The sequence below is a fragment of the Corynebacterium sp. HMSC05H05 genome, from assembly GCF_001807265.1.
Lineage (GTDB): Bacteria > Actinomycetota > Actinomycetes > Mycobacteriales > Mycobacteriaceae > Corynebacterium.
This window is the reverse complement of record NZ_KV788371.1, coordinates 84,277-97,498: the sequence shown is the minus strand read 5'-3', so window position 1 is coordinate 97,498 and position 13,222 is coordinate 84,277. Positions and strand designations below refer to the sequence as shown.

Below are 13,222 nucleotides of genomic sequence, written 5' to 3'. Positions count from 1 at the left end.
CGAGGTGCGAAATAGCGAAAAGTAGGTAGGCTAACCTTACCTAAGTAAGGTTAGGTTTGCATAATGTTGAAAGGGGTTGTCGTGATGGCGCAACAGACGGGACCTGCTACCAAACTCATTCGACCTGTCGGTGTGCGATTGCCGCGCACATATGAAGGCGGCGCTGTGCACTTCGTCACCTGGGAGCGCGCCCTGATCGCCTTGATCACAGGTGTGATCGCGTTTGGGGCGGGTACCGGAAACATCTGGGTGGCGTTCCCTGCGAGCGTGGCGTTGGTGGCTGCGGTTCTCGGGCTTTCGTCACTGCCCTCGCATAAGGGCCGCGATGCCAGTGCTCGACTGGGCAAACGCGCGGGGATCGTCCTCGCGGTGGCTTGGGGGTTGATTGTTTGCTTGGCAGTGCTAGTGCTGTTTCTGGTGCCTGCGCAGTTCACGCTCACCGGCGGAGTGCTCACCGCGTTCGTGGCGGCTGGGGCGATCTGGGGTGCGATCGCTTACGTTGACAGGCGTTAGTGAGCCCCGGCCTAGCCGGCGTGGGTCGAAAGGTCCTGGAACACTGCCTGGTTCAGGGCGAAAACGTGCTGGGCGGTGGAGATGATTTGTGCGCGCTCTTCGTCGTTAAGCTGTATCGCGTCGAGCGCTTCCTTGTAGTGCGCGCGGTAGTGTGGGATCTTGCCTACCGCGGAGAAGTTGTAGAAGTGCAATGCCTCGTCGGGCAGTGCGTACGCGTTCTGGAACACGCGTGCGAGCACCTGTCCGCCGGCAATGTCGCCGAGGTAGCGCACGTAGTGGTGGGCGATGACTTCCGGGCCGGAGTCCGGGGTGAGCGCCTCGAGTTCGGCAACGTAGCGCCTCGTGGCATCGAGTGGGGCGGTGGTTTCCTTCCAGCCGGCACCGAGCATGGCGGTGAGATCGGCTTCGAGGGCGGGCACGCGCTCGAGGCGCTCGTCGGCGATCTGCGCCACCGCGGGGTGGGAAGCGGCGCGGCGTACCGCAGCTTCGAGTGCCGAATAGATGTGGAAGTACTGCACTGTCAGCTCTGCTACGGCTGCCCGGTCCAGCTCGCCTTTTCCAAGGCTCGACATGAAGGGGGAATTCTCGGCGCTGGAGTGCGCAGTGGCAGTCTGGTCTTTGAGTGCGGCCGACAGTCGCTGGTCAGTGGGGGCGGCCATGGTCATCTGCTTCTCCAATCTAGGAATGAAGGGTAGGTTACCCTTAGTTGCAGATTGAGAATATAGGTAAGCCTAACCTTTAATCAATCACCCAAAAGGTTGATCCGCTTCGGGCGCCCGCGTGGTGTGGATACGGTTTTGTCGCCGGGGATCCAGAACCGCCACGGGGCGTCTTTGTTTTTGGAGATCCCGATGCGCGGTCCTGCGACCCATTCGGGTTCGGTGTCGCGTGGGGTGAGGTGAACGGGGGTGCCGTTGTCGCCTAACCCCAGTCCGAGCGCTTGGCCGAGGTTGCCTGGCCCGCGTGCGAGGTTTTCAAACGGGATTATGGCACGGTCGGGGCGTTGTCGCCGCTTGCGGGCGAGTGCTTCGCCGGCGATGATTTCGCCGCCGCGCATGAGGCAGCCTTGGCCGACGCCTTCGGGTGCGCAGACGATGTTGCTGTTGTGGTGGATGCCGTAGGAGAGGTAGACGTAGAGCCTGCCGGGTGGGCCGAACATGGCGGCGTTGCGGGCGGTTTTGCCGTTGTGGGTGTGGGCGGCGGGGTCGTCGTCGCCGAGGTATGCCTCGACTTCGGTCAGGCGCACGGTTACCCCGTTGTGGGTGATGAGGCACCCCAGCAACTGCGGTGCGACGACGTCGGCGGGTTGGGTGAAGTCGATCATTTCAGCCATTGCGCAAGCTTATCGACGACCGCCTCGTCCCCGTTTGACCCAATCACCTCGTCCGCGATCGCTTTGAGGTCGGGGTGTGCGTTTTCCATGGCGACGGCGTAGCCGGCGGCGCGAAGCATGCCGTAGTCGTTGAGGAAGTCGCCGAATGCTGAGGTCTGTGCAAGGGGGATACCCAGCGTGTCGGCGAGCGCTTCGAGTGCGTGTCCTTTGTCGGCGTCTGGGTGCATGATGTCTAGCCAGTGTTTGCCGCTGACTACAGCGCGCAGCTCGGGGGCGTGTTCGCGGACCCAGGGCAGGGCGTCGCGTTCGGCGTCGGTTTCGACGTAGAGGGCGATTTTGATCACGGGGGTGGGGTGGTCGCCGAGTGCTGCCAGTGTTGTGCGGGAGGCGTAGTACTTGTCTACCTCGGCGTCGATGGCCGGTGGCAGCGGGAGGGTGGCGGCCACTTCTGGTGCACAGATGACGGTGTGGGCGGGAAATGGTGCGTCGGGAAGCGCTGCGATGAGGTTGCGGGCAGCATCCAGGGGTAGGGCGGTGGTGGAGACCACCTCGCCGCCGCGCGCCACCACCGCGCCGTTTTCCGCGATGAAGTTCTCGCAATCCGGGAACATCTGCTGCAACGTGGCCAGCTGGCGCCCCGACGCCGGCGCGAGGGTCACCCCGCGCGAGCGCGCGGTCTCCAGCAGCGGCCAAAACGCATCCGGCACACGCCCGTCGCCGTCGAGGAGCGTGCCGTCCATGTCCAACGCTATTAACCGAGGTGTCTGCATTGCCCCCACACTACCGGTGTGATGTGGAACACTGGGGAAGCATGACCGATCTGATCAAGACTGAAGTATGCGAAACCACCGGCGTGATCACCCTGGACCGCCCGAAGGCGTTGAACTCGCTGAGCCCCGAGATGGCCCGCGCCATCGACGCCACGTTGAAGCAGTGGCGCGACGACGACGCCATCGACCAGGTGGTCATCCAGTCCTCCGGCAAGCACTTCTGCTCCGGCGGCGATGTGCGCGCGGCGCGCGAGGGCATCCTCGAGGGCCGAGGCGATGAGGTCGACGCCTTCTTCGCCGACGAGTACGCCATGAACCTGGACATCGCGAATTACCCCAAGCCGTACATCGCGCTGTGTGGCGGCGTGATCATGGGCGGCGGCATGGGCATCTCCGCCCACGGCTCGCACATGGTGGTCACCGAAGATGCCTTTGCGTCCATGCCGGAGATGAACATCGGCTACGTCACCGACGTCGGGATGTCGTGGCTGCTGCAGAATTTGCCGAAGGTGCCGTCGCAAAGCTTGGGCACCTTTTTGGGGCTGACGGGCTACCGCCTCACCCCCGACGACATGCTGGCCACCGGACTGGCCACGCACAAGGTCGCATCGCTGGACGGCGTGCTCGACGGCATCGTCGCAGAAGGGCCCGGCTACCTGGACACGGTCGCGCTCGAGCCGGGGGAGTCGAGGCTGCTTTCGCTTCTCGACGCCATCGAGCGCACGTTCCAGGGCCCATGGGCTGAGATTCAGGGCAAGTTGGACGGGGAACTGGCGGAGCTCGTCGCAAAGCTGACCGCCCAGGCGTCCCCGTCATCCCTGGTCGCCGCCGCCGAGCTGTTCGCCGCCAACGCCGCACACGACCTCGCCGGCGCGCTGGACAACGAGCGGCGACTGGGTGCGGTGATGACCCGCGAACCTGACTTCGCCGAGGGGGTACGCGCGGTGCTCGTGGACAAGGACCAGTCCCCGAACTTCGCCCCGCAGCCAGAACCGGGCAAGTACCGGGACGTGCTGCGTAACGAGCAGTTGGCCTAATGGGGCATCAGCCGCGCGATGATCTCCCCACCAAGGCCGAGCAGGCCCCAGACGGAGAAGAAGGCTGCGACGGCAATCGCGATGACTTCGGGCGCGCCCATCTTGCCGGACGACGTTTCTGGCGCCGGAACGGGCGTCGCGGTCTCAGTGAGGCGGGCCTTTGCGTGGTCTGAGGTCGCGCCCAGCGGGAGACAGTCTTCAAGCTCATCGAGCGTGTAGAACATCGAACCTTCTTCAATCGGCACGCAGCCCGAGTGGAACGGCACTTCGGCCTCGTTGTACAGCATCCGGACAATGGTGTCGCCGTTGTCGTTTTGGAACGCGTCCCATTGAATGTTCGCTCCCATCGGCGTGACCTTGTCGCCACGCCACGAGGAGTTGGAGTAGTCCATCACCTGGTCTGCCGGAACGCCCTTCTCCGAGCCCGGCAGTTTCAGTAACGCCGCCAGCGGAACGATGGTCTCCGCGTGGCCGAAACGGAACTCGGCCGCGGTGTCACCGCCCTCGGCGCGCTCGCGTACACCGGCGAGCATGTGGTCGAGCAGCGGCGCGAAGTTGTCGTACGAGACCGTTTGGCCCTCAATAGCTGGGCCTTTCTCGTAGTAATCCTCGACATCGAGAAGGTAGGCGAATGTTGGTCCGTCGGACTCATCCATGTATTCGTCGAAGATCCAACCTTCAGCGGGCTTCGCTGGCTCTTCCTCCATCGCTGGGGCAATGATGTACAGGTTGTAGAACTGCAGGGCGGCATCAACGATGCCCTCGACGGTCTTGTCTTTCTTCTCGACGCCGGTAAACGTCAGGGTGCCGTTATCGATCGCGTCGATGAATTCCGGCGCGAAAATTTTTCTCAGAAGGCTCTTGGCTGCCTCGCGGGATGCGGGTTTGGCGTAGGCCTGCTGCACCTTCTCTTCGAGCATGTCGCTGTCGGCCCATGCGTTGTATGCCTCGTAGCTCGGCGCTGTTTTGTTCTTGTGCGCGTAGAGGAGGTCTTGGCGGGGCTCGAGCTCGACATGGCCGTCGGCCGCACCGTACGTGAGGTTGTCGGTCAGCTCCGGATTGGCTTCAAGCAGGCCGCTGCCGAAGTACCAGCCGGATTCAATCGCGCGGTCCTCACCGGAGGACAGGAAGCTAATGGAGTGCTTTTCGCGGTCGATAGCGTCGAACAGTTCCGCGTTGCGCCGCGCGTTGCGCTCGCCGATGCCACTCAACTCGGCGCGGCCGAAGGCGGTGAGATTGCCGTAGCCGCCTTCACCCGGACCGGTTAGTTCGCGGTTTGCTTTGCTCATCGCCTCGACCTGCGGGATGAGGCGTTCGCCGAGGTCCGTGAGCTGACCGCGTTCTTTCGCAGCGGTGAGCATCTGGCCGGCGAGGTCGTCGTACTTGAAGGAAGACAACCCTCGCGATCCGTGGCGGTTAACCGAGCTCGTGTAGATCTGCTGAAAACCTTCGGGAGCTTTGCTGTAGCTGTCGATGGTTGCGGCAGGGAAGTAGGGCTGCTTTGTGGAGTAGTACGTCGCGGAGTCGGCGCTGGCAGCCGCAATGTTGCTGACAGCTACAGACGCAGCTGCGACAAATGAAACAGCACGACGGGAAAGTACGGACATGGGAAGCGGGCTCCTTACAGGGGACAAGACCTCTGCCGACGCTAAACCTCCGAGATGAAATTGAAGTGAACACGCGCCAGGGGATCCTTGCCCGGCGAGGTCGCGCAGGCGCTACAGTAAGGGGGCGATTACGGGCGAAGAAATTGCCCCCGATTCCCACATGCCAAAGGAGCGACGTTGACCGAAACGACAAACCCCCGCGACGACTGGAACCACAAGCTCACCCTCGCGCAGGAGATGCTGCCGCTGATCAGCCGCCTGCACCGCGAGCACAACGCGGCGACCTCGGTTTACGGCCGCCTGCTGGTGGGTGTCACCGACATCGACATCATTAAGGCGCACCGTTACGCGCGCCGCATCGACGAGAAGGAGCTGGCGCTCGACGAGACGCTGCCGATCCTCAAGGAACTCGTCGAGATGGACCTCGGCACCGCCTCCATCGACCTGGGCCGCCTGGCCAAGGAGTACAAGCACTCCGACGAGTCCGATTTGCGCGCCTTCCTCGACCGCGAGCTCGCCGACGTCATCGGCACCTCCTCGGAACTCGAGGCCCGTGACGTCGTGCTCTACGGCTTCGGCCGCATCGGCCGTTTGCTCGCCCGCATCCTCATTGCCCGCGAGGCAATGTACGGCGGCGTGCGCCTGCGCGCGGTCGTGGTGCGCAAGAAGGGCGACATCGACATCATCAAGCGCGCGTCGCTGCTGCGCCGCGACTCCGTGCACGGCCCGTTCAACGGCACCATCACCGTTGACGAGGACAAGGAGATCATCTGGGCCAACGGCACCCCCATCCAGATGATCTACGCCAACGACCCGGCAGAGATCGACTACACCGCCTACGGCATCGACAACGCCATCGTGGTAGACAACACCGGTGCTTGGCGCGACCGCGACGGCCTGTCCAAGCACCTCGAGTCCAAGGGCGTGGACCGCGTCCTGCTCACCGCGCCGGGCAAGGGCGACATCCCGAACATCGTCTACGGCATCAACGAGGACATGATCGGCGACGAGCGCGTCCTGTCCGCCGCGTCCTGCACCACCAACGGCATCACCCCGGTGCTGAAGGTGATCAACGACCGCTACGGCGTCAAGCACGGCCACGTCGAGACCGTCCACTCCTACACCAACGACCAGAACCTGGCGGACAACTTCCACAAGGGCGACCGCCGCGGCCGCGCCGCCGGTTTGAACATGGTGCTCACCGAGACCGGCGCCGCCAAGGCCGTGTCCAAGGCGCTCCCGGAGTTCGAGGGCAAGCTCACCGGCAACGCCATCCGCGTGCCCACCCCGGACGTGTCCATGGCTGTGCTGAACCTGGACCTGGAGAAGGAAGTGGAAAAGGACGAGGTGAACAACTTCCTGCGCCGCGTGTCCACCAACTCCAACCTGCGCCAGCAGATCGACTACGTGAACTCGCCGGAGGTCGTCTCCACCGACCTGCTCGGCACCACCCACGCCTCCGTGGTGGACGGCCTGGCCACCATCGCCTCCGGTAACCACCTCGTGCTGTACGTCTGGTACGACAACGAGTACGGATACTCCCACCAGGTGGTCCGCGTCGTCGAGGACATCGCGGGCGTGCGTCCGCGCGTGTTCCCGGAGCGCAAGGATCCGGCTGAGATTCAGTAGCTTCTCGACGTAAAAGAGCTCCGCCCCGGCCCCGTTTCGGCCGGGGCTGAGCTATGCTGTGGGGTATGTTCCGCAAAATCATCGCCGCAGCCAGCGTGTTCGTGTTGGCCGGCTGCGGCGCGCACGGCACCGAGCTGGGGCTAGAAGACGTCGCGCTCGCCGGGGACTTCACCGTGGCGGACGTGGCGGGGCCGGACGTGGAGCGCGCCTACGTGTTCTGCCCGTACACGGACAGGGCCGAAGCGCAGCGCCTCGGCTTCGACCCGGACGACGTGCCCGGCATTGACGACAACTCCCAGGCCTGGGAGACCGCCTCCGGCATCGGCGTGATTGCCGGCGACCGCGCGGAGATCGAGTGGTTCGACTCGCGAAAGGTCGACGCCTGCGGCTCGGGCGTGGAGCCGTACCAGGAGATCGACCCGGCGGCGACGGTGCGCACGGCGACGGAATCTCGCGAGTTCGCCGACGGAGAGACCGCCGAGGTCACTGTCCTGCGTTTCGAATGACCTCGTCGTAGTAGCCCAGCACCGTCTCGGTGGAGGCGCGCCATGTCCAGCGCTCAGCCTCGGTGCGGCCGGCGGCGGACATGCGCTCGCGCAGCTCCGGCTGCGTGAGCAGACGCTCGATCGGGTCGGCCCACGCTGTATCGGGCGCGTCCGGGTCGACCAGCACGCCGGTTTCGCCGTCCGCCACCACAAACGGCAGCCCGCCCGCCTTCGCTGCCACCACCGGCACGCCGGACGCGAACGCCTCCAGCGCCGCAAAGCCCAAGGTCTCCGTGGTGGAGGGAAACAGCAGGACATCGCCTGAGGCGTAGGCCGCGTGCAGGTCCGCGCCGGACAAATACCCGGTGAAGGTGGCCCAGTCGGGCGGGGTAGCGCGGAGTTCGTCGTAAAGCGGGCCCTCGCCCACAAACGCCAGCCGCGCGTTCGGGATGCGCTTTCGCACCTCTTCAACGATCGGAACGCAGCGCTCTACGGATTTTTCCGCCGAGATGCGGCCGACGAAGATGACCAGGGGGTCGTCCGGATGGCCGTCGCTAAGCAGGCTGCGCATCTTTCGGGTGCGCGCTTCAGGGGTGAAGCTTTCCGTATCCACCGCCTTCGGCCACAGCCGCACGTTGTCGATGCCGTAGTCGGCGGCCTTGTCCATCATCGGGCCCGAGGTCACCATGTTCAGCCCGGCGCGGCCATGGAAGGTGCGAAGCCCCCACTCGGCGATCGGCTTCACCCACGGGATCCCCAGCTTCAAGCAGTACTCCGGCACGTCCGTGTGGAAGGAAGCGATGACGGGGAAGCGGCGCGCCACCACCAGCGTGGACCAGCCGGCCGTCCAAATTGGGTTCACTGCGTGCACGATGTCCGGGTTGAACTCGCGAAGCCGACGGTAGGTTTTCGGCCCCAGCATGCCGTGCTTGACCTCCGGGTACACCTTCAGGCTGTGCGAGCGGATCGGCACGACTTCGAAGCCGGCGTACTCGGCGGGCGGGTTGCCGGGCGCGAAGATGAGCACCTCGTGGCCCATCGCAGCCAGTTGGTCCAGGTGGCGGATGGTCCGGGTGACCACGCCGTCGATTTTGGGCAGGAAAACCTCGGTGAGTAGCGCGATGCGCATTTACTTTTCGCCCTGCGGCACACCGGCGGACTGCGCGGCGGTCCACAGCGAGCGCGCCGGAATCTTCGAGCGGTCCGCGCGGTCGGCGTACTTCTTCGCCACCTCCTCGACCTCCACGAGCAGGCCTTCTTCCAGCTTCGTCGGCTCTAGGCCCAGGTCCAGGAAGGCGTCGTTGACCACGTGGAGTTCGTTTTCGGCGGACTCCTTGCGCGGGTTCGGCACCATCTGCACCTCCGCGTCCGCAATCTTTGCGACGAGCTCCGCCAAATCCCGCACCCTGTGCGTCTCCGTCATCTGGTTGAAAATCTTCACGCGCTCACCCCGCGCCGGCGGGTTCTCCACAGCAAGCTGAATGCAGCGCGCCATGTCGCGGATGTGGATGAACGCGCGGGTCTGCCCGCCGGTGCCGTGCACGGTCAGCGGGTAACCGATCGCCGCCTGCATGAGGAAGCGGTTGAGCACGGTGCCGTAGTCGCCGTCGTAGTCGAAGCGGTTGACCAGGCGCTCGTCGCGAAGCGTCTGCGGAGTGTGGGTGCCCCAGATGATGCCCTGGTGCAGGTCCGTGATCCGCAGCTCGTCGTTCTTGGCGTAGTAGGCGAACAGGTGCTGGTCCAGCACCTTGGTCATGTGGTAGATCGAGCCCGGGTTGGTGGGGTAGAGGATCTGCTGCTCCACAATGCCGTTCTCGCCCGCGTCCACCTGCACGTCCAGGTAGCCCTCCGGGATTTTCATGCCGGCGGTGCCGTAGCCGTACACACCCATGGTGCCCAGGTGCACGACGTGGATGTCCTGGCCGGTCTCCACGATCGCGGCGAGCAGGTTGTGGGTGGCGTTGACGTTGTTGTCCACGGTGTAGCGTTTGTTGCGCGGGCTCTTCATCGAGTACGGCGCGGCGCGCTGCTCGGCGAAGTGGATGACCGTGTCCGGCTGGAAATCCTGCAGGAACGCCACGAGTGCGTCGTAGTCTTGGGCGACGTCGATGTTTTCGAAGCCGATCTCTTTGCCGGAAACCTCGTTCCAGGCGGCCAGGCGCTCGTCGATAGTCGCGATCGGCGTCAGCGACTCCGCATCGAGTTCCTTATCGATGCGACGCCGCGACAGGTTGTCCACGATCGTGACCTCGTGTCCGAGGTCTGAAAGGTGCAGGGACGCGGGCCAGCCACAGAATCCGTCGCCGCCCAGAACTGCAATTTTCACTAATTCTCGCCTTTCTTTACGCACATTTACGCATACGTTACCGGTGTCCGGGAACCTCCGCTGATCGAACCCGAACCGCCGCACCCCCGCCTCATGCAATTTTGGATAGGGCATACAAATGAGTGGTAGCGTTTGCTGTGTCTTAGCGGTGCCGAAGCGTTGAAAAAGTTGGGAGAAGTATGTCCCGTCACCCCAGTACTGATCGTGCGCCCATCAAACGCATAACGGCGGCGGCGACGGTGCTGGCGCTCGCTGGCGGTGTTACCGCTGTGCCACTCGGGCCGCTCGGGCCGACGCTCCCGGTTGCGCACGCGCAGGTCGCACCGACGCAGCAGCAGGGCATCAGCTTCGGCTCCGTGAACAACCTCAATGGCGACTGGGAAGCGTCCGTCTTCTTTGAATCGGAGATGACCGTGCGCACCGTGAGCATCGACTTCGTGCCGCCGGACAGCACCAATCCGAGAGAGTTCGCACCAGCCGACGACCCGGTCTTCACGCGGATCCCCGAAGTCGCCGAATACCGAGTGGACCACATGAAAGGCACACAGGTCCTCGCCTCCTACGACGTGAAGGCGCGCCGCAGCCGGAGCACCTCGGCGTCGGGCCATCCCTCCATCCGCATCTCCTATGAGCTGCCGGGGGTGCAGGTTGGCAGGGGCGAGCGACTGGCCCTGTTTGCACCGGGCAAAGGCGCGCAGTACCCCACGCCGTTGCGTGGCGGCGGTGCGCGGTTCACTCGCCCAACCGTCAACGCCGACATCCGCGGTTCAGTAACTATGCACGACGCAACCGCGGATGAGTACAAGCAGGCGATGGTGGAGCTCCGTCAAGGTGCCGAGACCTTCACTTCACCAGTGCGCCCCGACGGTTCCTACGAGGTTGCGGCGCCGTCGCCCTCCGGCACGATGGCAATCACGGTGGTTCCACCGGCCGGTTTCGCCACCCCGGAACCGAAGACGTGGGAGGCCGCGGAGGGGCTCGCCGCCCCCGACTTCGACGTCTACCCGATCACTGTGAGCGGTTCGCTTATCGACGCCTCCGATAACCCCGTCCAAGGCGCCACCGTGGCGATCGCCGGCCGCTCCACCACCACGGATAAGGAGGGCAACTTCACGGTGACCAAGGTCCCAGCGGGCACGCACGACTTGGTGTTCGGCGAGACCACAACAACCGAGTCGAGAACGGTCAACGGTGTTGTGGTGAGCGACCAGCGCGACAACGCCATCGGCCAGTACAAGGTCGATGAAAAGCCGCAGTTCGGCACCGTGGCCGGCCGCGTGACTGACCCGGACAATCAAGGTGTCGCGGACGTGACTGTGCAGGCTGGTGGCCAATCGGTGAAGACCACGGCTGACGGCGACTATGTGATCACCGGCGTGCCGGCGGGCTTGACCACCATCAAGGTCACCGCGGCACCAGCGAAATATGGTCTGCCGGCACCTGAGCAAGTGACCTTGACCGGTCGGGGGACCGAGACCGTGGATTTCGAGCTCACGTTGAAGCCGGCTCCGAAACCGTCGACCACAACCTCGAAACCGGCGCCGACCACGACGAAGCCATCCACGGCGCCGACCACGCCGAAACCGACGACGAAGGCGTCCACGCCGAAACCAGCGCCGACCCCGAAGCCGTCGCCCACCAAGCCGCCGGTGCCGACGGTCGGCTCCGTGGCCGGCAAGGTCACCGACGCTGCCGGCAAGGCGGTGCCGGGCGCGTCCGTGACGGCTCGCGACGCAAAGGGCAAGGCGTACACCGTCGCCGTCGCCAAGGACGGGACCTTCCAGCTCAGCAACCTGCCGCCGGGAAGCTACACCGTCACCGTCGGCGTGCCTAAAGGCCACGTCGCGCCGCCGCCCGCCAACGTGACAGTGAAGGCGGGGCAGACCGTCCGGCTGCCCGGGTTCGTGGTCAACCCCGAAAAGCCGAAGGCGCGGTTCGATTGGGACCGTGTGGTGGTCAAACCTGGTGAAACCCAGGTCAGCGCGCCAAAGCGCTCCGGCGACACCACTTCCGCACCGAGTTTCCGCACGACCGGTGTCACAAAGGTCGGTCCCGACGGCAAGACCACACAGATCCCCGCCGAGAACCGCTGGATTTCGGTGGAGAAGGACGGAACTGTCGTCGCCCGCCCTCCGCGCGACGCCGCGCCGGGCGAGTACCGCGTGGTGGCCAAGGACAACGCGGGTCAGACGCACACCATCACCGTCGAGGTGGCGCAGCCTGCGCCGATGGCGAAGCAGCACGAGGTGCGTTTCCCCCTGATTCCGGTGCTGGCGGGGGCGAGCCGTCAGGCGGGCCGCCCGCGCGCGACCGTGACCGACGGCCCGTTCGTCTACCAGGACCGCCGCGTGCCCGAGGGCGCCCGCTTCGACGTGGACCCGGCCTTCGCCAGCTGGGTCCGCGCCGACAACAACGGCCGTCTTACGTTCACCCCGCCGCGAGACGCCAAGCCCGGCATCCGCACGATCCCGGTGAAGGTGACCTTCCCCGACAAATCCTTCCGCGCCTACAACGCGGAGGTGGAGATCGGGGATCCGCTGCTCGCCCTGACCACAGAGCTGGGCTACGAGGACGGCCTGTCCGTGCGTCCCGGCGAGGGCATCACCGTGCTGCGCACCGGCACCACCGTGCTGCCGCAGGGCACGACGTTTGAGATTGACCGTTCCACGCCACTGGACGGCTGGGTCGCGTTGGTGGACACCTACTCCGGGGATCTGCGCCTGTTCGCCCCGACACAGGGCAGCGATGTGGAGGTCCCGGTGATCGCGTACTTCGCGGACGGGTCGTCGACAAGGCTTACCGCAGGCGTTGGCTTATCGACGAGCTCCGCCCTGTCCACCAAACATTCCCCCTCGTACGCCGATATTTCGTCCGCGTCTGGCGGGACCGCGACGGTGGGGCTGACCGGCACCGTGCCGGCGGGCACCACGTTCGCTGTCGTGGATGGCGGGGGACTGCGAAACGTGGGCGTCGATAGGCAAACTGGCTCGCTGAAGATTCAACTGGCCCCGGACGCGCAGCGCGACACCCCGTACACGGTGACGGTGCGGGTGCGCTACGCCGACGGCAGCACCGAGGAAATCACCGCGAAGGTCACCGCCGTCTCGGACGCGGTGCGTTTCTCCCCGCAGGTCACCGGCGGCGAAGGCACGTCGGTTCGCACCGGGCTGCCGCGCGGCGCGAAGCTTGCAGACTTCGACCATGACGGCTGGGACGTCGCCTACGACTCCGCCACCGGCGAGCTGACCGCCACCCCGAGCGGCGAGGTGCCCGCGGGCACCGTGCTGAAGGTGCCGGTTCAGGCGACATTCCCGGACGGCTCCACGAAGATTGTGGAGTACCCGGTTGCAGCCGCCGCGCCGGCAGCGAAGACGCAGCAGGGCTCGTCGGAATCCGCCGGGTGGATCGCGGTGGTGCTCGGCGCGCTGGCGGCGATCGCGGGCATCGGCTACGCGGTGTTTCTCAACCAAGACGCCGTCAGGGCGCAGCTGAAACAGTTCGGGTTCTAGAAAGGGACATCGG

At 65.2% G+C, this 13,222-nt stretch carries 11 protein-coding genes; 5 read left to right on the top strand and 6 right to left on the bottom strand.

Annotated elements, in window-relative coordinates; all coding sequences use genetic code 11:
• The first annotated feature begins 165 nt into the window (after positions 1–165).
• A complete protein-coding gene (locus tag HMPREF3151_RS01790) occupies positions 166–513 on the top strand; it encodes a hypothetical protein (RefSeq protein WP_141741270.1) in 348 nt (115 codons plus the stop codon).
• 11 nt (positions 514–524) lie between these two features.
• Here HMPREF3151_RS01790 and HMPREF3151_RS01785 read toward each other — a convergent pair whose 3' ends face one another.
• The 3 genes from HMPREF3151_RS01785 to HMPREF3151_RS01775 all read right to left on the bottom strand — a co-directional run bounded on the left by HMPREF3151_RS01785 (position 525) and on the right by HMPREF3151_RS01775 (position 2,616).
• Complete coding sequence (locus tag HMPREF3151_RS01785) at positions 525–1,172, bottom strand: biliverdin-producing heme oxygenase (RefSeq protein WP_070473061.1); 648 nt, start codon at positions 1,170–1,172, stop codon at positions 525–527.
• Positions 1,173–1,255: 83 nt separating this feature from the next.
• Positions 1,256–1,837 carry a DNA-3-methyladenine glycosylase gene (locus HMPREF3151_RS01780; protein ID WP_070472746.1) on the bottom strand — a complete coding sequence of 194 codons (582 nt, stop codon included), beginning with the start codon at positions 1,835–1,837 and terminating at the stop codon, positions 1,256–1,258.
• Positions 1,834–2,616: an HAD family hydrolase gene (locus HMPREF3151_RS01775; RefSeq protein ID WP_070472743.1), complete on the bottom strand. Its 783-nt coding sequence runs from the start codon at positions 2,614–2,616 to the stop codon at positions 1,834–1,836. Before HMPREF3151_RS01775 ends, HMPREF3151_RS01780 begins: the two co-directional genes overlap by 4 nt.
• Positions 2,617–2,657: 41 nt before the next feature.
• On the opposite strand from HMPREF3151_RS01775, the gene HMPREF3151_RS01770 reads away from it, so the two are divergent.
• Positions 2,658–3,653, top strand: coding sequence for a 3-hydroxyisobutyryl-CoA hydrolase (locus HMPREF3151_RS01770; protein ID WP_070472740.1), 996 nt, complete (start codon positions 2,658–2,660; stop codon positions 3,651–3,653).
• On the opposite strand, the gene HMPREF3151_RS01765 is transcribed toward HMPREF3151_RS01770, so the two are convergent.
• Complete coding sequence (locus tag HMPREF3151_RS01765; protein WP_070472738.1) at positions 3,650–5,260, bottom strand: histidine-type phosphatase; 1,611 nt, start codon at positions 5,258–5,260, stop codon at positions 3,650–3,652. The two genes, HMPREF3151_RS01770 and HMPREF3151_RS01765, sit on opposite strands and share 4 nt — an antisense overlap.
• Positions 5,261–5,497: 237 nt before the next feature.
• On the opposite strand from HMPREF3151_RS01765, the gene HMPREF3151_RS01760 reads away from it, so the two are divergent.
• Positions 5,498–6,889 (top strand): glyceraldehyde-3-phosphate dehydrogenase, encoded by a 1,392-nt coding sequence (locus HMPREF3151_RS01760; protein ID WP_141741281.1) that lies wholly within the window; start codon positions 5,498–5,500, stop codon positions 6,887–6,889.
• Positions 6,890–6,954: 65 nt separating this feature from the next.
• Complete coding sequence (locus HMPREF3151_RS01755) at positions 6,955–7,395, top strand: hypothetical protein (protein WP_070472732.1); 441 nt, start codon at positions 6,955–6,957, stop codon at positions 7,393–7,395.
• Here HMPREF3151_RS01755 and HMPREF3151_RS01750 read toward each other — a convergent pair.
• Positions 7,373–8,503, bottom strand: a complete 1,131-nt coding sequence (locus tag HMPREF3151_RS01750) for a glycosyltransferase family 4 protein (RefSeq protein WP_070472729.1) — start codon at positions 8,501–8,503, stop codon at positions 7,373–7,375. The genes HMPREF3151_RS01755 and HMPREF3151_RS01750 overlap by 23 nt on opposite strands.
• Positions 8,504–9,700 carry an NAD-dependent epimerase/dehydratase family protein gene (locus HMPREF3151_RS01745; RefSeq protein ID WP_070472726.1) on the bottom strand — a complete coding sequence of 399 codons (1,197 nt, stop codon included), beginning with the start codon at positions 9,698–9,700 and terminating at the stop codon, positions 8,504–8,506.
• 179 nt (positions 9,701–9,879) lie between these two features.
• On the opposite strand from HMPREF3151_RS01745, the gene HMPREF3151_RS01740 reads away from it, so the two are divergent.
• Positions 9,880–13,209, top strand: a complete 3,330-nt coding sequence (locus tag HMPREF3151_RS01740) for a Rib/alpha-like domain-containing protein (RefSeq protein WP_083290122.1) — start codon at positions 9,880–9,882, stop codon at positions 13,207–13,209.
• The last annotated feature ends 13 nt before the right edge of the window (positions 13,210–13,222 follow it).